The following is a 23,876-nucleotide window of genomic DNA, read 5'->3' as shown; positions in this document are numbered from 1 at the left end:
CCCAACAACCAGTGTTGGGGCGGGGCGCTTTTCGTCAACGAGAGGTTCGCGAGGGTAAAACCCTCAGCGGAACATCGCGCTGATCGATTCTTCATTGCTGATGCGGCGAACCGCTTCGGCAACAACCGGTGCGATATCCAGTTGACGGATACGGTCACAGGCTTGTGCTGCAGCGGACAGCGGGATGGTGTTGGTCACCACCAGTGCGTCCAGCACGGAGTTCTCGATATTCTCGATCGCCCGACCCGACAGGACAGGGTGCGTGCAGTAGGCGTAAACCTTGGCAGCGCCGTGTTCTTTCAGGGCCTTGGCCGCGTGGCACAGGGTGCCGGCGGTGTCGACCATGTCGTCGACGAGAATACAGGTACGTCCTTCGACGTCGCCGATGATATGCATCACTTCGGAGTGATTGGCCTTTTCACGGCGTTTGTCGATGATACCCAGATCAACGCCCAGGGACTTGGCAACAGCACGTGCACGCACGACGCCGCCGATGTCCGGGGACACGATCATGAGGTTCTCGAAACGCTGGTCTTCGATGTCATCCACCAGAACGGGGGAGCCGTAGATGTTATCTACCGGAATATCGAAGAAACCCTGGATCTGGTCAGCGTGCAGGTCGACGGTGAGAACACGGTCGATACCTACGACGGTGAGCATGTCAGCGACGACTTTGGCGCTGATAGCTACACGCGCCGAACGCGGACGGCGATCCTGGCGGGCATATCCGAAGTAAGGAATCACGGCAGTGATTCGGGAAGCTGAGGAGCGGCGGAAGGCATCGGCCATCACTACCAGTTCCATCAGGTTATCGTTGGTTGGCGCGCAAGTCGGCTGAATGATGAAAACGTCCTTACCACGAACATTTTCATTAATCTCAGTGCTGATTTCGCCGTCGGAGAATTTTCCGACAGAAACATCACCCAGTGGGATATGCAGCTGACGTACGACACGCCGAGCCAGATCGGGGTTAGCGTTCCCCGTAAAGACCATCATCTTGGACACGCGCAGTACCTGAAGGCTGAGGGTATACCTGGATGAGTATAAGGAAAATGGCAGGGGCGGCTGGATTCGAACCAACGCATGGCAGGATCAAAACCTGCTGCCTTACCGCTTGGCGACGCCCCTGTATCTGTTGCTGCGAGCACCTGGTGCTCGATTCCTAGAGCAGACTCTGCAGCGCGCGATGCAACATCGAAATGTTACTTCCCTTAGCTACAAACCCTGTTTGGGTCTCTGCAAGAAGGGCCAAAACTTTATCAGCTTCAGCTTTGTTTGGGAAGGCCCCAAACACACAACTTCCAGTTCCGGTAAGCCGAGCATCAGTGAATTCGTTTAACAAATTCAACGATTTGCGTACCTCTGGGTAACGCTGCTCTACCACCGGTTGGCAGTCATTTCGACTGTTTCCCTTGGGAACGGGGCGCATCTTAAGGGGCAAGGAATCACGTGTCAACAGCGGATCTGAAAAAATTTCTGCTGTGCTAACAAATACTTGCGGGACCAGCACGACGTACCAGGGCTCTTCGGGGTCGACCGGGGTCAGCTTCTCGCCCACGCCCTCGGCGAACGCCGCATGGCCACGGACAAAAACCGGTACGTCAGCACCCAGGGTCAGGCCCAGCTCGGCCAGTTGGTCTTCGCTCAAGCCCAGTTGCCACAAATGGTTGAGGCCGAGCAGGGTGGTGGCGGCGTCGGAGCTGCCGCCGCCAATGCCGCCGCCCATGGGCAGGATTTTCTTCAGCCAGATATCCACGCCCTGGCTGCAACCGGTCAGGGCCTTGAGCTTGCGCGCGGCCTTGACGATCAGGTTGCTGTCATGGGGAACGTTGTCGATCTCGGTGTGCAGGCGAATTTCACCGTCTTCGCGCAGGGCAAAGGAAAGCTCGTCGGCATGGTCGAGAAACTGGAACAGGGTTTCCAGCTCATGGTAACCGTCGGGGCGGCGGCCAAGAATGTGCAGCATCAGGTTGAGCTTGGCCGGTGCCGGCAGGGTCAGGGTTGCAGTGTTCATAGATCAGTGGCCCAGTTGCCGTGGTTGCCAGTCCTTGACCACCAGGGTCACGTCGAGGTTTTGCCCGTGCAGCTTGATGCGCTCGGGCAGCCAGTAGCCGTTCTGTTCGGCGTAGCTCAGGTACTGCACGTCCCAGCCGTCCTGCTTGAGGCTGGCCAGGCGGCTGTCGCCGTCGAGGGTCAGCTGGCTCTTGCTGTCGGGGGCGGGCAGGCCGCGAATCCACCAGACCAGGTGCGAAATCGGCAGCTCCCAGCCCAGTTGTTCTTCGAGCAGGGCTTCCGGGCTTTGCGCCTCGAAGCGGCCCTGGTTGGCGACTTCGAGGGTGACGCCGCCGGGGCGCCCGGTCAGGCGTGCGGCGCCGCGGCCCAGCGGTCCGGACAGGCGGATGTCGTAGTAATCCTGGCGTTGCAGCCAGAACAGCGTGCCGCTGCCGGAGTCTTTCGGCGCGCGGATACCGACCTTGCCGTTGATCTGCCAGCCATCGAGGGTGCTCAGCTGTTGCTTGTGCTCGCGCCACAGCTGTGGGCTGCCCTCGCCCCGCAGGGCCTCGCGGGAGCCGAAGCCGGCACAGCCGGCAAGCAGGGCGATCAGGCAAAAGGTGATGCAGTGGCGCAAAAACATAGGCTTATAGAGTCTCGGATCCGGTCAGGCGCAGGACGGTCTTGCGCAGGATGGGGCTGTCGGGCTGGGCTTCGAAGGCCTTGGCCCAGACCTGGCGGGCTTCGCGGCGCTTGCCGTTGGCCCAGAGTACTTCACCCAGGTGAGCGGCGACCTCGTGGTCGGGGAAACGCTCAAGGGCCTGGCGCAACAGGCGCTCGGCTTCGTCAAGGTTGCCCATGCGGTAGTTGACCCAGCCGAGGCTGTCGAGCACCGCCGGATCGTCCGGGGTGATCTGGTGAGCCTTGTCGATCAGCGCCTTGGCTTCGGCGTAACGGCTGGTGCGGTCTGCCAGGGTGTAGCCAAGGGCGTTGAGGGCCATGGCATTTTCCGGCTCGCGGCTGATGATGCTGCGCAGATCCTTTTCCATCTGGGTCAGGTCGTTGCGTTTTTCCGCCAGCATGGCCCGGGTGTAGAGCAGGTTGAGGTCGTCCGGGTACTGCTTGATCGCCTGCTGCAGAACCTGCCCGGCCTGGGCGTCCTTGTCGTTGTTGCCCAAGGCTTCGGCTTCGATCAGGTACAGCTGGATGGCGTAGTCGGGCTGGGCGTCGCGGGCTGCGGCCAGGCGCCGCGAGGCCTCGGCGCTGCGGCCGTTGGCGATGAGGATATCGGCCTGGCGCAGTTGCGCCGGCAGATAGTCGTTACCGGGGCCGACCAGGGCGTATTCGTTCAGGGCGCTTTCGGGGTCGTTGCGCTCTTCATGAATGCGGCCCAGGTTCAGGTGTGCCGAATCGACATGGCTGTCGCGGGCGATCAGCTCTTCGAGGTAGCCGGCGCCTTCGTCCCAGTCCTTGGTTTCCAGGCTGACCAGGGCCAGCGAGTAACGCAGTTCGTCGTCATCCGGGTACTGCTGGACCAGGCTGACGAATTCGGCTTTGGCGTCAGCCAGGCGATCCTGTTCGACCAGCATGCGCGCATAGGTCAGGCGCAGGCGTTTGTCGTCCGGGTACTGGCGAATGGTTTTTTGCAGCAGCGGCAGGGCTTCCTTGCCGCGCTCCAGGCCTTGCAACAGGCGGGCGCGCAGCAGTACCGGGGCAATCTCGCCAGCCTCGGGCGGGTGTTCTTCGAGCAGGTCGAGGGCGGCCTGGGCCTTGCCATCCTGTTGCAGCAGCAGGGCCTTGCCGAACACCAGCTGACCGTTGTCGGGGTATTTCACCAGCAGGCGATCGAAACTGTTTTGCAGGCCGGCGCGGGTGTCCGGGTCGGTTTCGAGCGCTGACAGCGCGAGGAAATCAAAGTGCGTGTCGCCCTGGCCCTGCAGGACCTTTTCCATGTAGACCATGGACTCGTCATAGCGGCCGCCGCGGGCCAGCTGGATAGCAGCGGCGCGCTGGGCGTCGAGGTTGTTCGGGTCGTTCTTGGCCCAGATCAGCGAGGTGTCCAGGGCGGCCTGGTCGGCGCCCAGGTACTCGGCGATGCGGTAGGCGCGCTCGGAAATGCCCGGATCCTGGGTCTTGATCGCCTGGCTGACATAGTTGTCCAGGGCGATGTCGAAACGGTCGCGCTGGCCGGCAAGTTCGGCAGTCAACAGGCTGTACACGGTGTCCTGGCTGAACGATCCGTAGACGGTGGGCTTGGCCGGTTGCACCGGAGCGGCATCTGCAGGCGCCTTGGCATCCGGTGAACTCGGAGCCAGGGTCTGGCAGCCCTGGAGCAAGGCAAGGGCAAGGAGCAACGCGTAGGATCTATTCATAATCGGGATTTGGGCGGCTTACCAGCGGTCGGATCATCATGACACAAGCGCCGGGGCAAACCCATAAGCGAAGGTCTCGGTAGGGGTAGACTATAGAGACAATAGCGAGCGGTGGTTGTTCTACGCCCTGCGAAGTAGGACAATTATCGGCTTCTCGTCACAATCAGCGACCTTGCATGGCCTTTCTTGCCCTCGGTATCAACCATAAGACTGCCTCGGTAGACGTACGCGAGCGCGTGGCGTTTACCCCTGAGCAGTTGGTGGACGCCTTGCAGCAGCTCTGCCGACTGACCGCCAGCCGCGAAGCCGCGATCCTTTCGACCTGCAACCGCAGCGAGCTTTATATAGAGCAGGACCACCTGGGCGCAGAGAGTATCCTGCGCTGGCTGGCCGAATATCATCAACTGAGCCTGGATGAACTGCGCGCCAGCGCCTACATCCATGAAGATCACGATGCCGTGCGGCACATGATGCGGGTGGCCTCCGGGCTTGACTCGCTGGTGCTCGGCGAGCCGCAGATCCTCGGGCAGATGAAGTCGGCCTATGCCGTGGCCCGCGAAGCCGGGACCATCGGCCCATTGCTCGGGCGGCTTTTCCAGGCCACCTTCAGTGCCGCCAAGCAGGTACGCACCGACACCGCCATCGGCGAAAACCCGGTGTCGGTAGCCTTTGCCGCGGTGAGCCTGGCCAAGCAGATCTTCAGTGACCTGGGTCGTAGCCAGGCGCTGCTGATCGGCGCCGGTGAAACCATTACCCTGGTCGCCCGCCACCTGCACGAGCAGGGGGTGCGCCGCATCGTCGTGGCCAACCGCACCCTGGAGCGGGCCAGCACCCTGGCCGAACAATTCGGTGCGCATGCGGTACTGCTGGCCGACATTCCCCAGGAGCTGGTCAACAGCGATATCGTCATCAGCTCCACCGCCAGCCAGTTGCCGATCCTCGGCAAGGGCGCGGTGGAAAGCGCGCTGAAGCAGCGCCGGCACAAGCCGATCTTCATGGTCGACATTGCCGTGCCGCGGGATATCGAGCCGCAGGTTGGCGAGCTGGACGACGTCTACCTGTATACCGTCGACGACCTGCATGAAGTGGTCGCCGAGAACCTCAAGAGCCGCCAGGGCGCTGCCCAGGCCGCCGAAGAGCTGGTTTCGGTGGGCGCCGAAGATTTCATGCTGCGCCTGCGCGAGCTGGCTGCGGTGGATGTACTCAAGGCTTATCGTCAGCAGAGCGAACGCCTGCGCGACGAAGAACTGCAAAAGGCCCAGCGCCTGCTGGCCAACGGTACCAGCGCCGACGAAGTGCTGGTGCAACTGGCCCGTGGCCTGACCAACAAATTGCTGCATGCGCCCAGCGTGCAGCTGAAAAAGCTCTCTGCCGAAGGCCGCCTCGATGCGCTGGCCATGGCCCAGGAACTCTTTGCCCTCTCCGAGGGTTCGACGGATAAAACCCCGCAATGAAAGCGTCGCTGCTGAATAAACTGGACACGCTCCAGGACCGTTTCGAGGAACTGACCGCCCTGCTGGGCGATGCCGAGGTGATTTCCGACCAGACTCGCTTTCGCGCCTATTCCCGTGAATATGCTGAAGTCGAGCCGGTAGCCGTTGCCTACGCCCAGTGGCGCAAGGTCCAGGATGACCTGGCCGGCGCCCAGGCGCTGCTCAAGGACAGCGACCCCGACCTGCGCGAAATGGCCGTTGAGGAAGTGCGCGAAGCCAAGGAGCAACTGGCGCTGCTGGAAAACCAGCTGCAGCGCATGTTGCTGCCCAAGGACCCCAACGACGGGCGCAACGTGTTTCTGGAGATCCGTGCCGGGACCGGCGGTGACGAAGCGGCGATCTTTTCCGGCGACCTGTTCCGCATGTATTCGCGCTACGCCGAAAAGCGTGGCTGGCGCCTGGAGATTCTCTCGGAGAACGAAGGCGAGCATGGCGGTTACAAGGAAATCATCGCCCGGGTCGAAGGCGACAGCGTCTACGGCAAGCTGAAGTTCGAGTCCGGTGCTCATCGAGTTCAGCGCGTACCGGAAACCGAATCCCAGGGCCGTATCCACACTTCGGCCTGCACCGTGGCGGTGCTGCCCGAGCCTGACGAGCAGGTAGCGATCGAGATCAACCCGGCGGACTTGCGTGTCGACACCTACCGCGCCTCCGGTGCCGGTGGTCAGCACATCAACAAGACCGACTCGGCGATCCGTATCACCCACTTGCCCACCGGCATCGTCGTCGAGTGCCAGGAAGAACGCTCCCAGCACAAGAACCGTGCCCGGGCGATGTCCTGGCTGTCGGCCAAGCTCAACGACATCCAGACCAGCGCGGCGCAGAATGCCATGGCCAGCGAGCGCAAGCTGCTGGTCGGCTCGGGTGACCGTTCCGAACGAATTCGTACCTACAACTATCCACAGGGGCGGGTGACCGATCACCGCATCAACCTGACCCTGTATTCCCTGGATGACGTTCTGGCCGGTGGGGTCGACGCGGTTATCGAGCCGTTGCTGGCCGAATACCAGGCTGACCAACTGGCTGCACTGGGTGAGTAAATGACGATTATTGCCAGCTTGCTCCGTGGTGCGGAGCTGCCGGATTCGCCGACGGCGCGTCTGGATATCGAACTGCTGTTGGCTGCGGCCATCGGCAAGTCGCGCAGCTACCTGCACACCTGGCCGGAGCGGATTGTCAGCAGCGAAGCGGCACTGACCTTTGCCGACTACCTGCAACGTCGGCGTGCCGGCGAGCCGGTGGCCTACATCCTCGGTCAGCAGGGGTTCTGGAACCTCGACCTGGAGGTGGCCCCGCATACCTTGATCCCACGGCCGGAAACCGAACTGCTGGTTGAAACCGCCCTGCAGTTGTTGCCGGCAAGCGCCGTCAAACTGCTCGATCTTGGCACCGGCACCGGCGCCATTGCTCTGGCCCTGGCCAGCGAACGTCCGCTGTGGCAGGTCACCGCCGTTGACCGCGTCCTCGAAGCCGTGGCCCTGGCCGAGCGCAACCGCCAGCGCTTGCAGTTGAACAACGTGACGGTGCGGAGCAGTCACTGGTTCGATGCCCTGGCAGGCGAGTGCTACGACCTGATCATCAGCAACCCGCCGTACATTGCCGCCGCCGACCCGCACCTGGTGGCCGGCGACGTGCGCTTTGAGCCAAGCAGCGCGCTGGTCTCCGGCGAAGACGGCCTGGATGACCTGCGCAGCATCATCAGCCAGGCGCCGGAGCACCTGCTGCCCGGTGGCTGGTTGCTGCTCGAGCACGGTTACGACCAGGCCGCCGCGGTGCGCGAGCTGCTGGCCAAACATGACTTCGAACAGATTGAAAGCCGCCTGGACCTCAACGCCCACGAGCGCATCACCCTGGGGCGGCTGTCGTGCTGACCGATCAGGAACTGTTGCGCTACAGCCGGCAGATCCTCCTGGCGCAGGTAGATATCGACGGTCAGCTGCGCCTGAAAAACAGTCGGGTGCTGATCGTCGGCCTCGGCGGCCTCGGTTCGCCCGTGGCGCTGTACCTGGCGGCGGCTGGCGTTGGCGAGTTGCACCTGGCTGACTTCGACACGGTGGACGTCACGAACCTGCAGCGCCAGGTACTGCATGACACCGCTTCGGTGGGCCTGAGCAAGGTCGACTCGGCGCTTGCACGCCTCACTGCAATAAACCCTGAAATCACCTTGCAGGCTCATCGCAGTGCCCTGGACGAAGACTCCCTGGCCGAGGCAGTCAAGGTCGTGGACCTGGTGCTGGATTGCTCGGACAACTTCGCCACCCGCGAAGCGGTCAACGCCGCCTGTGTAGCCCAGGGCAAGCCGCTGGTCAGCGGCGCGGCAATTCGTCTGGAAGGGCAGTTGTCGGTGTTCGACCCGCGCCGCCCGGAAAGCCCCTGCTACCACTGCCTGTACGGGCATGGCAGCGAAGCCGAGCTGACCTGCAGCGAAGCCGGTGTGCTTGGCCCGCTGGTCGGCCTGGTCGGCAGCCTGCAAGCACTCGAGGCCTTGAAGCTGCTGGCCGGTTTCGGTGAGCCGCTGGTGGGGCGCCTGTTGTTGATCGATGCCTTCGGTAGCCGATTCCGTGAGCTGCGGGTCAAGCGTGACCCAGGCTGCAGTGTCTGTGGCGAGCATCATGACTGAAGCTGCGGCGGCGCCGGTCGGCGTTTTCGATTCCGGGGTCGGCGGCCTGTCGGTACTGGCCGAGATCCAGCGCCTGCTGCCTAATGAGTCGCTGCTGTATGTCGGCGACTGCGGGTACATTCCCTATGGCGAGAAGTCGCCGGAATTCATCCGCCAGCGTTGCCGTGTGGTTGCCGAGTTCTTCCGTGCACAGGGCGCCAAGGCCATGGTCCTGGCCTGTAATACCGCGACAGTGGCGGCGGTGGCAGATTTGCGCGAACAGTATTCACACTGGCCGATAGTGGGTATGGAGCCGGCGGTAAAACCCGCCGCTGCCGCGACCCGCAGCGGTGTCGTTGGCGTGCTGGCCACCACCGGCACCCTGCAAAGCGCCAAATTCGTCGCCTTGCTTGATCGCTTTGCCAACGACGTTCGCGTCGTCACCCAGCCTTGCCCGGGGCTGGTGGAGTGCATCGAGGCTGGCGACTTGAACAGCCCGGTGGTGCGCGAGCTGCTGCAAGGCTATGTGAAACCCTTGCTCGATGCCGGCTGCGACACCCTGATCCTGGGCTGTACCCATTACCCCTTCCTCAAGCCTTTGCTGGCGCAAATGCTCCCGGCCTCGGTGGCGATCATCGATACCGGCGCCGCGGTTGCCCGGCAATTACAGCGCCTTCTGGGTGAGCGCGAGCTGCTGGCCACGGGACCTGCTCGGGATGCGCAATTCTGGACCAGCGCCAGCCCCGAACATATGAGAAAGATCCTTCCAATGTTGTGGAATAAATCTGACAGTGTGCGAAGCTTTGCAATGTAAAAAAAGTGTGAAAAGCACTCAACATTGACTGAACTAACGCAACGTTGCCGATTTCTATTTATTGTCTGGTGAGACAAGAAAACCAACAACAGCATTAGGAAATAGGACGTTTCTCATGAAGAAACTGCTTTGCTTGGCTGCTCTTGCAGCCGTTACCCTGGGGCAATCTTTCACAACTCAAGCAGCGGACGTTTCGTTCTCGATCGGGCAGACCGGCGACTCGACCATGACCTATCGGCTGGGCCTGCAATCGAACTGGGATGCCAGCTGGTGGCAAACCAGCGTAGGCCGTATTACCGGCTATTGGGATGGTGCCTACACCTACTGGGATGGCGACGAGACGGCAAGTAACCACAGCCTGTCGTTTGCGCCGGTGTTTGTTTATGAGTTCGCCGGTGAGTCAGTCAAGCCCTACATCGAAGCCGGTATTGGTGTCGCCGCGTTCTCCAGTACCGAAGTTGAGAGCAACAAACTTGGCTCCTCCTTCCAGTTCGAAGACCGTATCGGCTTCGGCCTGCGCTTTGCCGGTGGCCACGAAGTTGGTGTGCGCGCCATTCACTACTCCAACGCCGGGCTGCAAACGCCCAACGATGGTGTAGAAAGTTACGCATTGCACTACCGTATGCCGCTCTGACTTCAAGTACCGCCCTGTGGTTTACACAGGGCTTGAAGGTCGCTCGGGCAATGGCCAGAGGCTGTTGAGGTTGAGGGCTTCGAGCAGTAATTCCGGGGCTCGTTCGGGGAGCCGCTGGACGATCACATCGGCGGCGCTTTCCGGGGTCCACTGTTCGGGCATGACCTGAACCCCGACCAGCGGCACTTTCAAGGCCTGGGGCGCGACAAGGGTCAGGTCGATGCCTTTACTCTGCAGATTCTGCCGCTCGGCACGAAACACTTCTGCCAGGTTGTTGCTCGGTGTTGCCGGCTGGCTTGGCTCGTAGAGTTGCAGTGCGGAATAGCGGCTGAGCACCGCCAGGACTTGTGGCGCCTGGCCTTTTTCCAGTAGCGGCACTGCAACGTTCAGGCAGTGGACCGAGGCGCTCAGGTTGCTGCTGGCGATGGCTTCGAAAATTGCCGTCGGCGAGAGGCTGGCGTCCAGGTAATCGCAGGTGCCGGCATTCACCAGCAGGCAATCGAGGGCGCCCCAGTGTGCCTGGAGTTGCTGGCCGGCCTGCGCCGCTTGCACGCCATCGTCCAGACTGCCGTCGAGCAACAACAGCTGCTCGGGGTTGAGCTGCGACAGGCCCGTCAGTTCAGGCGATGCCCGGCCGCTGGCTGCGACCTTCCAGCCCTGCTCAAGCAGCTGTTGCACCAATGCCAGGCCCAGGCCGCTGCTGGCACCGGTGACCCACACTTTACGCGCGATGGGTTCGCTCACGTTACTGCCCTCTCTTCCTGCCGCGTGGGTAAATTCTTGAATGCATTCAACGCACGTTGGCGACTGCTACTGAGGTCCACAATAGGCTGTGGATAAAGGTTAGAAGCAAAAAGATCGTCAGTAATCACTGGATGGTGGATATTTTTTTCAGCTACATCCACCAGTTCCGGTAGCCATTGCCGAATGAAGCTACCACCTGCATCGAAGCGTTGCGACTGGCTGAGCGGATTGAAGATACGAAAGTACGGCGCGGCATCGGTACCGGTCGAGGCGCTCCACTGCCAGCCGCCGTTGTTAGCGGCCAGGTCTCCGTCGATCAGGTGGCGCATGAAAAAGCGTTCGCCTTCGCGCCAGTCGATCAACAGGTTCTTGGTCAGGAACATGGCGACGATCATGCGCAGGCGGTTGTGCATCCAGCCGGTGGCGTGCAATTGGCGCATGGCGGCATCGATGATCGGGATACCGGTCTGCCCTTGCTGCCAGGCCTTGAGTTCATCCGGCGCGTGGCGCCAGGGCAGGGCCTCGGTTTCCGGGCGGAAGGCGCGGTGCATCGAGACCCGCGGGTAGCCAACCAGAATATGCTTGTAGAACTCCCTCCAGAGCAGTTCGTTGATCCAGGTCACCAGGCCCCGGTTGCCACTGTCGAACTCGCCAAAGTTGTGGCTTAGCGCGGCGTGCAGGCACTGGCGCGGCGAGATCACCCCGGCAGCCAGATAGGCCGACAATTGGCTGGTGCCGGCGACCGCGGGAAAGTCGCGCTGCTCCTGGTAATCCTCGGCGCGTTCGTCGATGAAGCGTTGCAGGCGTCGCTGCGCTTCATCCTCACCGGCTGGCCAGAGGTCGCGCAAGGATTGTGGGGGCGGCTGGAAACCGGCGACTTCACTGGGCACCGGGTCGCTGGCGACAGCTGTCGGCGCTTGCGCCTTCAGCTCGTTGACCAGGCGCGGCAAGCCCAGGTGCAGGCGCTCGTAACAGACCTTGCGGAACTGGCTGAAGACCTGGAAGTAGCCGCCGCTGCGGGTAAGGATGCTGCCGGGCTTGAACAGCAGTTGGTCGAGATAGCCGTGTACGGCAATGCCTTGCTGGCCGAGGGCGGCTTGTACCGCCTGGTCGCGGACGCTTTCATTGACGCCATATTCCTCGTTGAAATGCACAGCCTGTACCTGGTGTTCACGGCACAGTCGTAGCAAGGCTTGCGGTGCCTGTTGCCAGGTGTCGGCGTGACGGATCAGCAGGGGAATGTTCAACTGCGCCAGCGCTGTGCGCAGGCTTTGCAGGTTGCGCAACCAGAAGTCGACCTTGCACGGCGCATCGTCATGGTCCAGCCATTGCCCGGGGCTGAGCAGCCATACCGCGAGGGTCGGGCCGTGTTCGCAGGCCGCTGCCAGCGCGGTGTTGTCGAGTACGCGCAGGTCGCTGCGCAGCCAGATCAGTTGCATGGTGTTCCTTTGCCATTGGCGGTGGTGTTCATGGCGCGCGTCCACTGAGTCGTTGCAGGCAGTGCAGCGCTGCCTGGGGAGAGTCGAGGGCAAACAGCGTCTCGTCCGTCCAGGCCTGCAGGGCATGCTTATGAATGCTGACTGCGCGGCCACATAGGAGTTTCGGAATTTCGACGTTGGCCAGGTTTCGTTGCAATCGGGATATGTCGACCGACTTGTCGACGCTCAGCAGCAACGCCCAGGGCTGCAGATGGCCTACAGCCAGGCTCAGCTCGTTGCCGGGCGGCGGCCAGTCGAAGACCTGCACCGGAAACCCGGCATTGCTCGCCAGCCAGGCGCTCAGCCAGAGCCGTGGGTCGAAGGCCAGGTCCGAGCCGTTGACCAGCAGCAACGGGGCTCCGCCGAGCTGATGGTTGTTGTGGTAGATCCGCGTGCCCAGTTTGCTGCGCAGCCAGGAATGAAAGAACACTTGCTCAAGCCCTGCGGCAAACTGGCCCTGCCAGCGCAGTTCCAGATCGGCAAGCAGCGGCATCAACAGGTGTTCGCAGAGCGTTGCCGCCGGGTACAGGGCCATGGCCTGGTTCAGGTGTTGCTCAAGGCGGCGCTCGGCGAGGGCGGCAATGGCCTCTTTCAGTTGCTCGCGCAGGCCTTGCCAGTCGCTGCCGGCAGGCGATTGCGCTGCACTGGGGGTGGCTTCCAGCAAGGATCTGACCTGGCTGACCGCGGCACCGCGGTTGAGCCAGGTGAGAATCTGCTGGATGCGCTGGACGTTTTCCTGGCTGTAGAGGCGATGCCCCTTGCCGGTGCGTTGCGGCACGATCAGGCCATAACGGCGTTCCCAGGCGCGCAGGGTGACCGGGTTGACGCCGGTCAGGCGCGTCACCTCGCGGATCGGCAGCAGCGCATCAGATGGCATTGCGCAGGCTCAGGTTTTCCGGGTGCGGTTGCAGGTATACCTGCTGCGCCAGGTAGGGGTCGGGGTGGTTGCGTAAGTGATGCTTGAGCAGCGTCAGAGGCACCACCAGCGGTACTACGCCGGCATGGTACTGGGCGATCAGTTGCTGGATTTCCTGCTTGTCGTCGCGGCTCAGGGCATCGCGCAGGTAACCGCTCAGGTGCAGCAGCACATTGCTGTGGGTGCCGCGGCTGGCGCAGCGGCGCAGGGCCTGCATCAGCTGGCTGAAATAGTGCGGGGCAAGCACTTCGGGGTCATCGTCACGGGTCATGCTGCCCAGCAGTTTGCCCAGCGTCTTGTACCGTTGAGGGTTGTGGGCCATCAGCTGGTACTTGTAGCGGGCATGAAAAGCGATCAGGGCGCCACGGCTGACGCCATCGGTGAGCAGTTGCTGCCAGTCGGCGTAGGCGTACACGCGGGTGATGAAGTTCTCCCGCAGTACCGGATCGCACAACCTGCCGTCTTCCTCCACCGGCAGGTCAGGATGCTGTTCGCAGAACGCGGCGGCGAACAGCCCGCGGCCGCCTTCCGCTGCCGGGTAGCCATTGGCCTGATAGACCTTGACCCGTTCCAGGCCGCAGGACGGTGATTTGTGCATGAAGATGTAGCCGCAGATGTCGCCAAGATCCTTGGCCATCTGTTGACCATAGGCGCGCAACGGACCGGACAGATCCAGGCCCGGGTCGCGACTGCACACCGCCTGCGGGTCGGCTGGATCGCCGATCAGACGGATAGGTGCGCGAGGCACGCCCAAGCCAATGGCGACTTCCGGGCACACCGGGACGAACTCGAAGTGTTCGCTGAGCACCTCGTTGCACAGTCGCGAAGCCTTGTGACCACCGTTGAAGCGCACCTCCTGACCGATCAGGCAGGCACTGACAGCGATGCGGGGTTTGCGCGGCAGGTCATGAGCGTCCATGAACAGATCCTGAAAAATATTGTACAAAAATAAAAAGCTGTACAGATAAATCTCATCATAGAGATAAACCTGTGCAAGTCAAATTACTTGTACAACCTTTGTGCAGGATGTCGAAACACGCGCAGCGGGGCTGAACAGAAGCAGCCCCGATAAGCTATTCCAGGTGTTCCAGCAAACGCCGGGCCGCTTCCTGGCCGCTCAACCAGGCACCCTCGACGCGGCCAGACAGACACCAGTCGCCGCAGGCATACAAGCCCAGGTCGGCATCCGCCAGGGCACCCCATTCGTGGTTGCTGGCCGGCCGGGCATAAAGCCAGCGATGGGCGAGGGAGAAATTCGGAGCCGGGACCACGCAGCCGACCAGCTCGGCGAAGTCGCCCCACAGCTGCTCGATGACGGCCTCCTTGGCCAGGTCGATATGGTGTTTGCTCCAGCTTGCGGTGGCATGCAGTACCCAGGTGTCCATATGTTCATCGCGCCCGGGTTTGCTGCGGTTGCGCGCCAGCCAGTCGAGGGCGCTGTCTTGCACGAAGCAGCCCTGCATCGGTGTGTCGAGCGGTGTGTCGAAGGCCAGGGCAATGGCCCAGGTCGGGTCCATCTGCACGCCGGCCGCAGTGGCGGCGAGCTTGGGGGCGGCGCTCAGCAGCTGGGTAGCCTGGGGTGCCGGCACGGCGACCACCACCCGGCTGAACGGACCGTGGCTGCAGCCGTCTGTGTCCTGCAGGTGCCAGTACTTCTGGCCGCGATAGACCTCGGCAATACGGCAACGGAAGTTCACCGTGACATCCTTGAGCAGGCCGCGGGTGATGGCGCTCATGCGCGGTACGCCGACCCAGCGCGTCTGTTCATCGGGGGAGGGGCTCAGTACACCATCCTGGTAGTGATACAGCTGCGGCTTCCATTCTGCCGCCCAGCCGGCGGCCACCCATTGTTGCAACTGGTCGACAAAACGCCGGTCACGGGCAGTGAAATACTGGGCGCCAAGGTCGAGGGCGCCGGCATCGCTGCGCTTGCTGGCCATGCGTCCCCCGCTGCCGTGGCCCTTGTCGAACAAATGAACGGTCTGCCCGGCTTTCTGCAATGCCTGGGCCGCGGAAAGGCCGGCAATACCGGCCCCGATGATGGCAATAGGTACAGTCATGATGGCCTCTTCGAACCTTATGGTTGCAGACTACGCTGCCCGGTAAACCTGTACAATGCATGAATCCTGTATAAGATGATTCCGCTCGTTACCACAGGTTGGCCTATGTTTATCCGAGAGCGATCGGTCAAAAAAGTGCCTTGTTGTTAAAAATAGACCACTGGCGCGCCATGTGAGGACACAGCCATGCATATATTGCTGACCGGCGGTACCGGGTTGATCGGCCAACACCTGTGCCAGCACTGGCTGGCCCAGGGGCATCGGCTGACGGTCTGGAGTCGTCGCCCTGAACAGGTGGGCAGGTTATGTGGTGCTGGCGTGCGCGGCATTGCCCGGCTTGACGAGCTGGCCGATGACGACACCGTGGATGCGGTGATCAATCTGGCCGGTGCACCGATAGCCGATCGGCCCTGGAGTTCCAGTCGACGGGCATTGCTCTGGGCCAGTCGGATCACCCTGACCGAACAATTGCTGGCCTGGCTGGAGGCGCGCCAGCAGCGCCCTCAAGTGCTGATTTCGGGCTCGGCGGTAGGTTGGTATGGCGATGGTGGCGAGCGTGAGCTCACCGAAGCCTCGCAGCCGGTCAAGGAGGATTTTGCCAGCCAGCTGTGCATCGCCTGGGAAGAAACCGCCATGGCTGCCCAGCCTCTGGGTATTCGTGTGGTACTGGTGCGTACCGGCTTGGTGCTGTCGAGCGAGGGCGGCTTTTTGTCGCGCCTGCGCCTGCCGTTCAAACTGGGGCTGGGCGGGCCTATTGGCGATGGTCGGCAGTGGATGCCGTGGATTCATATACACGACCAGATCGCCCTGATTGATTTTCTCTTGCAGCACAAGGATGCCAGCGGTCCTTATAATGCCTGCGCCCCGGAGCCGGTGCGCAACCGCGAGTTTGCCAGGCGTCTGGGCCGGGCCATGCATCGCCCGGCGTTCATGCCGCTGCCGGCGCTGGTGCTCAAGGCCGGGCTGGGCGAGCTGTCGACCCTGCTGCTGGGGGGGCAAAGGGCGCGGCCGGTACGTTTGCTGGCCGCCGGTTTCACCTTCCGCTTCAATGATCTGCAATCGGCCCTGGATGAACTGTCCAGCCGCCTCTGAAATAGGACGTTGCATGACCGATCACGCTTTGCTGCTGGTCAACCTGGGTTCACCGGCTTCCACCTCTGTCGCCGACGTGCGCCGGTACCTCAATCAGTTTCTCATGGACCCCTATGTCATCGACCTGCCGTGGCCGGTGCGCCGGTTGCTGGTGTCGCTGATTCTGATCAAGCGCCCGGAGCAGTCGGCCCATGCCTATGCTTCGATCTGGTGGGACGAGGGCTCGCCACTGGTGGTGCTGACCCGTCGCCTGCAGGCGGCCATGCGCGAGCAGTGGAGCCACGGCCCGGTGGAAATCGCCATGCGCTATGGCGAGCCTTCGTTGCCGACAGTACTGGCACGCTTGGCCAGCCAGGGCGTGCAGAAGGTCACCCTGGCGCCGCTGTATCCACAGTTTGCCGACAGCACCGTGACCACGGTCATCGAGCAGGCCAAGCAGGTGATTGTCGAGCAGAAGCTGCCGATTGAGATGGCGATCCTGCAGCCGTTCTACGACAAGCCTGAATACATCGATGCCCTGGCCGCCAGTGCGCAGCCTTATCTGCAGCAGGATTACGACCACCTGCTGCTGAGCTTTCATGGCCTGCCCGAGCGGCATCTGAAAAAGCTCGACCCGACCGGCAACCATTGCTTCCAGGATGCCGATTGCTGTCGAGACGCTTCGCCCGAAATGCTTGCAGTTTGTTACCGCGGCCAGTGCCTGCGCACCGCCCAGGCGTTTGCGAAGAAGATGGGCATTGCCGACGGCAAATGGTCGGTGTCATTCCAGTCACGGCTGGGGCGGGCGAAGTGGATCGAGCCCTATACCGAAACGCGCCTGGATGAGCTGGGTAAGTCAGGGGTGAAAAAGCTGCTGGTGATGTGCCCGGCATTTGTCGCCGATTGCATCGAGACCCTGGAGGAAATCGGTGATCGTGGGCGCGAGCAGTTTGTCGAGGCGGGCGGCGAAGAGCTGGTGCTGGTGCCGTGCCTGAATGATCACCCACAGTGGGTGCAGGCGTTGAAGGGGATGTGTCTGCAAGCAGATTGAATGCAAGGGGCCGCTGTGCGACCCATCGCCGGCAACGCCGGCTCCCACAATGGCAATGCATGCACTCTGTGGGAGCTGGCTTTGCCAGCGATGGGCCGCGCAGCGGCCCCATCAGGCAATCAGATCAAGGCAACTGATCGTCCAGCGCCTTGTTTTTCCAGCTGTCGTTACCCGGCAGCAGCAGGTTCAAGGCAATAGCCACCACGGCACACAGGGCGATGCCCTTCAGGCCCCAGTCGTCCGGGCCAGTGCCGCTACCGATCAGCACGCCACCGATACCGAATACCAGGGTCACCGAAACGATCACCAGGTTGCGCGCCTCGCTGAGGTCGATCTTGTGACGGATCATGGTGTTCATGCCCACTGCGGCGATCGAGCCAAACAGCAGGCAGAGGATGCCGCCCATTACCGGTACCGGAATGCTTTGCAGCAGCGCGCCGAACTTGCCGATGAAAGCCAGGGTGATGGCAAAGATTGCCGCCCAGGTCATGATCTTCGGGTTGTAGTTCTTGGTCAGCATCACTGCGCCAGTCACTTCGGCGTAGGTAGTGTTGGGCGGCCCACCGAACAGGCCGGCGGTGGTGGTGGCGATGCCGTCACCGAGCAGGGTACGGTGCAGGCCAGGCTTCTTCAGGTAATCGCGGCCAGTCACGCTGCCCACCGCAATCACGCCGCCGATGTGCTCGATCGCAGGTGCCAGGGCCACCGGCACGATGAACAGGATCGCCTGCCAGTTGAATGCTGGCGCGGTGAAGTGCGGCAGGGCCAGCCATGGCGCGGCGGCGATCTTGGCGGTGTCGACCACGCCGAAGTAGAACGACAGGCCAAAGCCCATCAGTACACCGGCGATGATCGGCACCAGACGGAAGATGCCCTTGCCGAACACCGCGACGATCAGGGTGGTCAGCAGCGCCGGCATGGAGATCATCATGGCGGTGCCGTACGGCAGCAGTTCGGTGCCGTCACCCGCCTTGCCCATGGCCATGTTGGCGGCAATCGGTGCCATGGCCAGGCCGATCGAGATGATCACCGGGCCGATCACTACCGGTGGCAGCAGGCGGTCGATAAAGCCGGTGCCTTTGATTTTTACGGCAAGGCCGAGGAAGGTGTAGACGAAACCTGCAGCCATTACCCCGCCCATGGTCTCGGCCAGGCCGAACTGGCCTTTGGCGAGGATGATCGGGGTAATGAAGGCGAAGCTGGACGCCAGGAATACCGGAACCTGACGGCCAGTTACCACCTGAAACAGCAGAGTTCCCAGACCCGCAGTGAACAGCGCGACGTTGGGGTCCAGCCCCGTAATCAGTGGCATCAATACCAGCGCGCCGAAGGCGACGAAGAGCATCTGCGCGCCGGAGACGACCTGGCGCCAGAGCGGGTCGTTGAACTCATCCTGCATGCTCAGGCGTCCTTCTGCTTGGTACCGAAGATCTTGTCACCGGCATCGCCCAGGCCAGGGATGATATAGCCGTGCTCGTTCAGGCACTTGTCGATGGAGGCGGTATAGATCTGTACGTCCGGGTGGGCTTTCTCGACGGTGTCGATGCCTTCTGGCGCGGCAACCAGGACCATCGCGCGGATGTCCTTGCAGCCGGCTTTCTTCAGCAGGTCGATGGTGGCGACCATCGAGGCGCCGGTGGCCAGCATCGGGTCGATGATCAGGGCCAGGCGCTCGTTGATTTCCGGTGCCAGCTTTTCCAGGTAGGTGTGCGCTTCGAGGGTTTCCTCGTTGCGGGCCACGCCCACGGCGCTGACCTTGGCGCCCGGAATCAGGCTGAGCACGCCGTCGAGCATGCCGATGCCGGCGCGCAGGATCGGTACTACAGTAATCTTCTTGCCAGCGATCTTCTCGACCTGGACCTTGCCGCACCAGCCATCGATTTCATAGCTTTCCAGGGGCAGGTCTTTGGTGGCTTCGTAGGTCAGGAGCGTACCGACTTCCTGGGCGAGCTCGCGAAAATTCTTGGTGCTGATATCGGCGCGGCGCATCAGGCCGAGCTTGTGGCGGATCAGCGGATGGCGGATCTCACGGGTAGGCATAGGGAAAAGCTCCGGGGGGCGGGCAAAAAACCGCGCTAGATTAATCTATTCAGCCATGCATGTCCTCAGGCTTACTGGACGTTAGTCCAGAAATGCTTGATCTGATGCGACGGGATGCGTACCTTTGCCCGCTTTTCTCAATTGCCGCCCCTTGGAGAGCGCCATGTCCGCCGATCTCGAGCACATCCGTCAAGTCATGCGCGAGGCTGACTGCCTGCACACCGAAGCCGAAGTCGAAGCAGCCATTGCCCGCGTGGGCGCGCAGATCACCGAAGTGCTGGCCGATAGCAATCCGGTAGTCTTCTGCGTGATGAACGGCGGTTTGATCTTCGCCGGCAAGTTGCTGACCCATCTGCAATTCCCGCTGGAATCGTCCTACCTGCACGCCACCCGCTACCGTAACCAGACCAGCGGCGGTGACCTGTTCTGGAAGGCCAAGCCGGAAGTCTCGTTCATTGATCGCGATGTGCTGATCATCGACGATATTCTTGACGAAGGTCATACCCTCAGTGCAATTATCGATTTCTGCAAACATGCCGGTGCTCGTGCCGTGCATACTGCCGTCTTGATCGACAAGGACCATGACCGCAAGGCCAGCGCCGACCTCAAGGCCGATTTCTGTGGCCTGAGCTGCGTTGACCGTTACGTGTTCGGTTATGGAATGGATTACAAAGGATACTGGCGCAATGCTGCTGGTATTTACGCCGTCAAAGGACTCTGACACATGCGCCAGCCCGGCTTTCTTGATCAAGCGCTGTTCGCCGAGCTGGCCGCCAAGGCTGCGGCAAATCCGCGCGGTCGCCAACATTACAACTTTCACGAGATGGAAGAGCCCTGCCATCGCATGGCTGTAGGGTTGCAGCCTTCTACCTATATTCCCCCGCACCGCCATCAAGCATTGGACAAGGCTGAGTGCCTGCTGGTGCTGCGTGGCAAGCTGGGGTTGCTGGTCTTCAATGATCAGGGCGAGGTGGTGGAGAAGCGTATTTTGCAGGCGGGCGGGGAATGCCTGGGTGTTGACCTGCCGACTGGTGTTTTCCATGGCCTGGTGGTGCTCGAGCCAGACACGGTGATGTTCGAGTGCAAGGCTGGACCTTTCCGGCCGGTGGCGCAGGGGGACTTTTCTACCTGGGCGCCGCGCGAAGGCGAACCCGGTGTTGCCGAGTATCACGCCTGGATGCGCGCGCAGTTCGATTGAAATTGCGATGACGCAGTCCCATGCTAGAGTGCCAGGCTGCCCCCAAGGAGCCTGTCATGCGTGCATTTTTCCCCTTGTTGTTCCTGCTGAGCCTGCCGGTGGCCGCGGCGCCCCTGCACAGCCAGTTCCTGCCGCCCGATGACCTTGGGGTGCGCAAGGAAGTGGCAGATTCGCAGCAGTTGCTGCAGGTCACCAGCTACTCGGTGGTGGTGGGCAATCAGCGCCAGTCCAACCAGCAACCGATCCCCGTCACTTCGCCGTTGATCCTGCGCCTCAAGGGCAAGCCGCTGAGCAAGGGTGCGACCATCAGCCAGGTGCTGATCAGCTTCGATGCCGAAAGCAAAAGCCTGAAAAAGCCGGTGTTCGACGACAAGAGCAAGACCCTGACGCTCAACTACCCGCTGGCCCAGTACCGGGTGATGCTCGACCTGCTGCGCAACGATACCGTCTATGTGCAGTTCCTCAGTTACCCCAATGGCCACATCTGGGCGGATCTGCACACTGGTAGCGTACGCGCGCGTTGAGTGCCGGCGCTGCCCGGGGGTAAACTGCCGACCCGTGAAAATGTCCGTGATGGTTCAGTTGGAGTCGGCAATGCGTAAAGACAAGAAGCAAGTGATTGGTGATGAGATCAGCGACGACTACATCAAGTCGTTCCTCCAGTACGAGCCGGCTGATGCCGTTACTTCGCCGTCGCATCACAAGCTGATCAAGGGTTACCGCGGCCTGCGCATCGATGACTTCGAGCGCTATGTCGGCTTCTTCGTCGCAGCCGGTTATGACCTGGACGGCAAGGACGAGCACGGCCAGACCTTCGTCGAGATCATCAAGGACCAGCGCAACGCCGCCGAGTACATCGAGATCATCGATAACGCCCGCGGCTGATAAAACAGCGCCCATAAAAAAACGCCCGAAGGGCGTTTTTTTATGCCGGCAAGTTACGCGTAGCTCTGTGCCGGGCTGCTTTCGACCAGGCCCAGGACCTCGTCGTTGTGCGCGCTGATCTTGTGATACAGGGCAGCGTCGGTGGCCAGGACCTTTTCCCGGGCGGGGAAAATTTCCTTGAGCTTGGCAGCCCAGGCGCCCTTGGTCTGTTCGGGGAAGCAGCGCTCGATCAGTTCCAGCATGATCGACACAGTCACCGAAGCACCCGGCGAAGCACCGAGCAGGGCGGCCAGGGAGCCGTCCTTGGCTGCGACCAGTTCGGTACCGAATTGCAGGATGCCGCCTTTTTTCGGGTCTTTCTTGATGATCTGCACGCGCTGGCCAGCCACTTCCAGGCGCCAGTCCTCGGCTTTGGCCTCGGGGTAGAAGCGGCGCAGGGAGTCCAGGCGCTGCTCCATCGACTGCATCACTTCGCTGACCAGGTACTTGGTCAGGTCCATGTTGTCGCGGGCCACGGCCAGCATCGGGCCGATGTTGCCCATGCGTACCGACAGCGGCAGGTCGAGGAACGAGCCGTGCTTGAGGAACTTGGTGGTGAAGCCGGCATACGGGCCGAACAGCAGCGAGGTCTTGCCGTCGACCACGCGGGTGTCCAGGTGCGGCACCGACATCGGTGGCGAGCCTACCGCAGCCTGGCTGTAGACCTTGGCCTGGTGGCGCTTGACCACTTCCGGATTGTCGCAACGCAGCCACTGGCCACTGACCGGGAAGCCGCCAAAGCCCTTGCTCTCCTCGATACCCGACAGTTGCAGCAGCGGCAGGGCCGCGCCACCGGCGCCGAGGAACACGAAGCGGGCGTCGACTTCACGGCTGCTGCCGCTGTTGACGTCCTTGATGCTGACGGTCCAGCCACTGCCGTTACGGCGCAGGCCGGTGACCTTCTTGCAGTACTTGACCTGTGCTTCGGGAGCGTTGGCCAGGTGCTTGAGCAGCTTGTTGGTCAGCGCGCCGAAGTTGACGTCGGTGCCTTTCATGACGCGGGTGGCAGCGATCTGCTGGTCGGCTGGGCGACCTGGCATCATCAGCGGCATCCACTCGTTCATCAGCGCCTTGTCTTCGGTGTAATCCATCTCGGCGAAGGCATGATGCTGCTTGAGCATCTCGAAGCGCTTCTTGAGGAAGCTGATGCCCTTTTCGCCCTCGACGTAGCTCAGGTGCGGCACAGGGTTGATGAACGCCCGTGGCGAGCTGAATGCGCCTTTTTTGCTCAGGTAGGCCCAGAACTGCCGGGACACCTCGAACTGGGTGTTGATGTGCACCGCTTTCTTGATATCGATGCTGCCGTCGGCGGCCTGTGGCGTGTAGTTCAGTTCACACAGCCCGGCATGGCCGGTCCCGGCGTTGTTCCACGGGTTGGAACTTTCCGCGGCACCCGAATCCATCAACTCGACGACTTCCAGCTTGATCGCCGGGTCGAGTTCCTTGAGCAGTACGGCCAGGGTGGCACTCATGATGCCTGCCCCTACCAGTACTACATCGACTGCTTCGTTCTGCGCCATTAACGCGTCTCCAAAATCTTCAGCACCAAATTGACAGCATAGGATCCCTGGCTTGCCAGGATCGCCATGTCCGATTCTTCGCAGTTTTTGCAACTTCAGCGGACACCACCAACCGGGCTTTGCGTTGCCTATGAACGCATTTTACAGCCGGTGCGGCAATTCGACTTATGGTCAAGGTATCCGTCGTGCGTTATGGACCGGTTTCAGGCACCCATTGCAAATGAGCGCTGTTGCCAGCTGTTCAGGGCTGTTCGGGACACTTTAGGTGCTTTTGCACATGCCAGACTGTTCATTGCTCGCCACACTCTCGTGAAGTTGTGAAAACCCGTTTTTTCACGCTCTTTTGGAGACGTGAACCTCAAAATGGACTGCGCGATGGCAGACCCGGCAGGTTCAGGCAGAGCAGAGGGCCGAATGACGCAGGCACACTGGCTGGTGCAAGACCTGTGTGGAAGGCTCTCTGTGGGCGGTGCGGGGGATGCGCAATGCTGGGCATTGGCGGTACTGCGAGGCCCGATCAGGAGACGTCCTTATAATCGGGGGGAGATTATAGCGATGTCGCGGGCAGAAAAGCTCTTTATTAGCGACTTTTATTGAGGCAAAACTCAGGCGGCGAGGCTGCGCTGCAGCCAGTTTCCGCTGACACGCTTTGAAACACGGGCGCTGGCGGGCAGCGGGCGGTTAAGCCAGGCCAGGCGAATTTCGTTGATTTCCACCCAGCCGCTGGTCGAAGGAGCCTGCGCACACTGCTTGAAGGCCTGGCAATGGCCCAAGGCGTCGAGGCGGGCGAAGCAGCGTTGCGGATTGCGTTTGAACAGCAAGGCCAGGAGCGAGGACATGGCGAGGTATCCCTGTGAAGAACTGAGGCAAGGATAACCGTGCAGTGATGAAACGATTGTGACAGCGAACCGGGGCTGGGCACGCCTGTCTTATTCACTAATGGCACGCCGATAGCTGGGCTGCCCCGTGC

The 23,876-nt window shown here is 61.7% G+C and carries 25 protein-coding genes and 1 tRNA gene; 12 read left to right on the top strand and 14 right to left on the bottom strand.

Features of this window, described 5'->3' with window-relative positions; genetic code table 11:
• Positions 1-63: 63 nt before the first annotated feature.
• From CCOS864_RS24265 to CCOS864_RS24245, 5 genes are all read right to left on the bottom strand, one after another.
• The gene (locus tag CCOS864_RS24265; RefSeq protein ID WP_010225730.1) at positions 64-1,005 is read right to left on the bottom strand and encodes a ribose-phosphate pyrophosphokinase; all 942 of its coding nucleotides are present in this window, start codon (positions 1,003-1,005) and stop codon (positions 64-66) included.
• 48 nt (positions 1,006-1,053) lie between these two features.
• Positions 1,054-1,128 (bottom strand) — tRNA-Gln (locus CCOS864_RS24260).
• Positions 1,129-1,162: 34 nt separating this feature from the next.
• Positions 1,163-2,014 (bottom strand): 4-(cytidine 5'-diphospho)-2-C-methyl-D-erythritol kinase, encoded by an 852-nt coding sequence (ispE, locus tag CCOS864_RS24255; RefSeq protein ID WP_115088758.1) that lies wholly within the window; start codon positions 2,012-2,014, stop codon positions 1,163-1,165.
• Positions 2,015-2,017: 3 nt separating this feature from the next.
• Positions 2,018-2,635 carry a lipoprotein insertase outer membrane protein LolB gene (lolB, locus tag CCOS864_RS24250; protein ID WP_115088757.1) on the bottom strand — a complete coding sequence of 206 codons (618 nt, stop codon included), beginning with the start codon at positions 2,633-2,635 and terminating at the stop codon, positions 2,018-2,020.
• 4 nt (positions 2,636-2,639) lie between these two features.
• Positions 2,640-4,364, bottom strand: coding sequence for a tetratricopeptide repeat protein (locus CCOS864_RS24245; protein WP_115088756.1), 1,725 nt, complete (start codon positions 4,362-4,364; stop codon positions 2,640-2,642).
• A 176-nt stretch (positions 4,365-4,540) separates the two neighbouring features.
• On the opposite strand from CCOS864_RS24245, the gene hemA reads away from it, so the two are divergent.
• From hemA to CCOS864_RS24215, 6 genes are all read left to right on the top strand, one after another.
• Positions 4,541-5,818 carry a glutamyl-tRNA reductase gene (gene hemA, locus CCOS864_RS24240; RefSeq protein WP_115088755.1) on the top strand — a complete coding sequence of 426 codons (1,278 nt, stop codon included), beginning with the start codon at positions 4,541-4,543 and terminating at the stop codon, positions 5,816-5,818.
• Positions 5,815-6,897, top strand: coding sequence for a peptide chain release factor 1 (prfA, locus tag CCOS864_RS24235; RefSeq protein ID WP_115088754.1), 1,083 nt, complete (start codon positions 5,815-5,817; stop codon positions 6,895-6,897). Before hemA ends, prfA begins: the two co-directional genes overlap by 4 nt.
• Entirely contained in the window at positions 6,898-7,728 is an 831-nt protein-coding gene (gene prmC / locus CCOS864_RS24230; RefSeq protein ID WP_115088753.1) for a peptide chain release factor N(5)-glutamine methyltransferase, read from the top strand.
• Positions 7,722-8,477: a molybdopterin-synthase adenylyltransferase MoeB gene (locus tag CCOS864_RS24225; protein ID WP_115088752.1), complete on the top strand. Its 756-nt coding sequence runs from the start codon at positions 7,722-7,724 to the stop codon at positions 8,475-8,477. Before prmC ends, CCOS864_RS24225 begins: the two co-directional genes overlap by 7 nt.
• A complete protein-coding gene (murI, locus tag CCOS864_RS24220) occupies positions 8,470-9,270 on the top strand; it encodes a glutamate racemase (RefSeq protein WP_115088751.1) in 801 nt (266 codons plus the stop codon). Before CCOS864_RS24225 ends, murI begins: the two co-directional genes overlap by 8 nt.
• Positions 9,271-9,385: 115 nt before the next feature.
• Positions 9,386-9,904: an acyloxyacyl hydrolase gene (locus CCOS864_RS24215; protein ID WP_115088750.1), complete on the top strand. Its 519-nt coding sequence runs from the start codon at positions 9,386-9,388 to the stop codon at positions 9,902-9,904.
• Positions 9,905-9,925: 21 nt separating this feature from the next.
• On the opposite strand, the gene CCOS864_RS24210 is transcribed toward CCOS864_RS24215, so the two are convergent.
• From CCOS864_RS24210 to CCOS864_RS24190, 5 genes are all read right to left on the bottom strand, one after another.
• Positions 9,926-10,648, bottom strand: a complete 723-nt coding sequence (locus CCOS864_RS24210; protein ID WP_233674630.1) for an SDR family NAD(P)-dependent oxidoreductase — start codon at positions 10,646-10,648, stop codon at positions 9,926-9,928.
• On the bottom strand, positions 10,645-12,087 hold the full coding sequence (phrB, locus tag CCOS864_RS24205) for a deoxyribodipyrimidine photo-lyase (protein WP_115088749.1): 1,443 nt from the start codon (positions 12,085-12,087) through the stop codon (positions 10,645-10,647). Before phrB ends, CCOS864_RS24210 begins: the two co-directional genes overlap by 4 nt.
• Before the next feature lie 28 nt (positions 12,088-12,115).
• Positions 12,116-13,003: a MerR family transcriptional regulator gene (locus tag CCOS864_RS24200; protein WP_115088748.1), complete on the bottom strand. Its 888-nt coding sequence runs from the start codon at positions 13,001-13,003 to the stop codon at positions 12,116-12,118.
• Positions 12,993-13,961, bottom strand: coding sequence for a YbgA family protein (locus CCOS864_RS24195; protein ID WP_115088747.1), 969 nt, complete (start codon positions 13,959-13,961; stop codon positions 12,993-12,995). Before CCOS864_RS24195 ends, CCOS864_RS24200 begins: the two co-directional genes overlap by 11 nt.
• A gap of 154 nt (positions 13,962-14,115) precedes the next feature.
• The gene (locus CCOS864_RS24190) at positions 14,116-15,102 is read right to left on the bottom strand and encodes an NAD(P)/FAD-dependent oxidoreductase (RefSeq protein WP_115088746.1); all 987 of its coding nucleotides are present in this window, start codon (positions 15,100-15,102) and stop codon (positions 14,116-14,118) included.
• Positions 15,103-15,288: 186 nt separating this feature from the next.
• Between CCOS864_RS24190 and CCOS864_RS24185 the strand changes: the two genes are divergently transcribed.
• Together CCOS864_RS24185 and hemH are read left to right on the top strand one after the other, a co-directional pair.
• A complete protein-coding gene (locus tag CCOS864_RS24185; RefSeq protein WP_115088745.1) occupies positions 15,289-16,194 on the top strand; it encodes a TIGR01777 family oxidoreductase in 906 nt (301 codons plus the stop codon).
• Between the two features lie 13 nt (positions 16,195-16,207).
• On the top strand, positions 16,208-17,224 hold the full coding sequence (gene hemH / locus CCOS864_RS24180; RefSeq protein ID WP_115088744.1) for a ferrochelatase: 1,017 nt from the start codon (positions 16,208-16,210) through the stop codon (positions 17,222-17,224).
• A gap of 124 nt (positions 17,225-17,348) precedes the next feature.
• On the opposite strand, the gene CCOS864_RS24175 is transcribed toward hemH, so the two are convergent.
• The gene (locus tag CCOS864_RS24175) at positions 17,349-18,623 is read right to left on the bottom strand and encodes a uracil-xanthine permease family protein (protein WP_115088743.1); all 1,275 of its coding nucleotides are present in this window, start codon (positions 18,621-18,623) and stop codon (positions 17,349-17,351) included.
• A gap of 2 nt (positions 18,624-18,625) precedes the next feature.
• On the bottom strand, positions 18,626-19,264 hold the full coding sequence (gene upp / locus CCOS864_RS24170) for a uracil phosphoribosyltransferase (RefSeq protein ID WP_115088742.1): 639 nt from the start codon (positions 19,262-19,264) through the stop codon (positions 18,626-18,628).
• Positions 19,265-19,427: 163 nt separating this feature from the next.
• Here upp and CCOS864_RS24165 point away from each other — a divergent pair, with 163 nt between their 5' ends.
• The 4 genes from CCOS864_RS24165 to CCOS864_RS24150 all read left to right on the top strand — a co-directional run bounded on the left by CCOS864_RS24165 (position 19,428) and on the right by CCOS864_RS24150 (position 21,347).
• Entirely contained in the window at positions 19,428-19,985 is a 558-nt protein-coding gene (locus tag CCOS864_RS24165; protein ID WP_115088741.1) for a hypoxanthine-guanine phosphoribosyltransferase, read from the top strand.
• A 3-nt stretch (positions 19,986-19,988) separates the two neighbouring features.
• Positions 19,989-20,462: a WbuC family cupin fold metalloprotein gene (locus CCOS864_RS24160; protein WP_115088740.1), complete on the top strand. Its 474-nt coding sequence runs from the start codon at positions 19,989-19,991 to the stop codon at positions 20,460-20,462.
• Positions 20,463-20,518: 56 nt separating this feature from the next.
• Positions 20,519-20,986 (top strand): hypothetical protein, encoded by a 468-nt coding sequence (locus CCOS864_RS24155; protein WP_115088739.1) that lies wholly within the window; start codon positions 20,519-20,521, stop codon positions 20,984-20,986.
• Positions 20,987-21,056: 70 nt separating this feature from the next.
• The gene (locus tag CCOS864_RS24150; RefSeq protein ID WP_115088738.1) at positions 21,057-21,347 is read left to right on the top strand and encodes a PA4642 family protein; all 291 of its coding nucleotides are present in this window, start codon (positions 21,057-21,059) and stop codon (positions 21,345-21,347) included.
• 53 nt (positions 21,348-21,400) lie between these two features.
• On the opposite strand, the gene mqo is transcribed toward CCOS864_RS24150, so the two are convergent.
• Both mqo and CCOS864_RS24140 read right to left on the bottom strand, forming a co-directional pair.
• Entirely contained in the window at positions 21,401-22,906 is a 1,506-nt protein-coding gene (mqo, locus tag CCOS864_RS24145) for a malate dehydrogenase (quinone) (RefSeq protein WP_115088737.1), read from the bottom strand.
• A 605-nt stretch (positions 22,907-23,511) separates the two neighbouring features.
• Positions 23,512-23,745, bottom strand: a complete 234-nt coding sequence (locus CCOS864_RS24140; RefSeq protein WP_115088736.1) for a hypothetical protein — start codon at positions 23,743-23,745, stop codon at positions 23,512-23,514.
• Between the last annotated feature and the right edge of the window lie 131 nt (positions 23,746-23,876).

The sequence above is a fragment of the Pseudomonas wadenswilerensis genome, assembly GCF_900497695.1.
GTDB classification, from domain to species: domain Bacteria; phylum Pseudomonadota; class Gammaproteobacteria; order Pseudomonadales; family Pseudomonadaceae; genus Aquipseudomonas; species Aquipseudomonas wadenswilerensis.
Note: the sequence above shows the minus strand (reverse complement) of the source record. Positions and strands in the feature narration are given on the sequence as shown.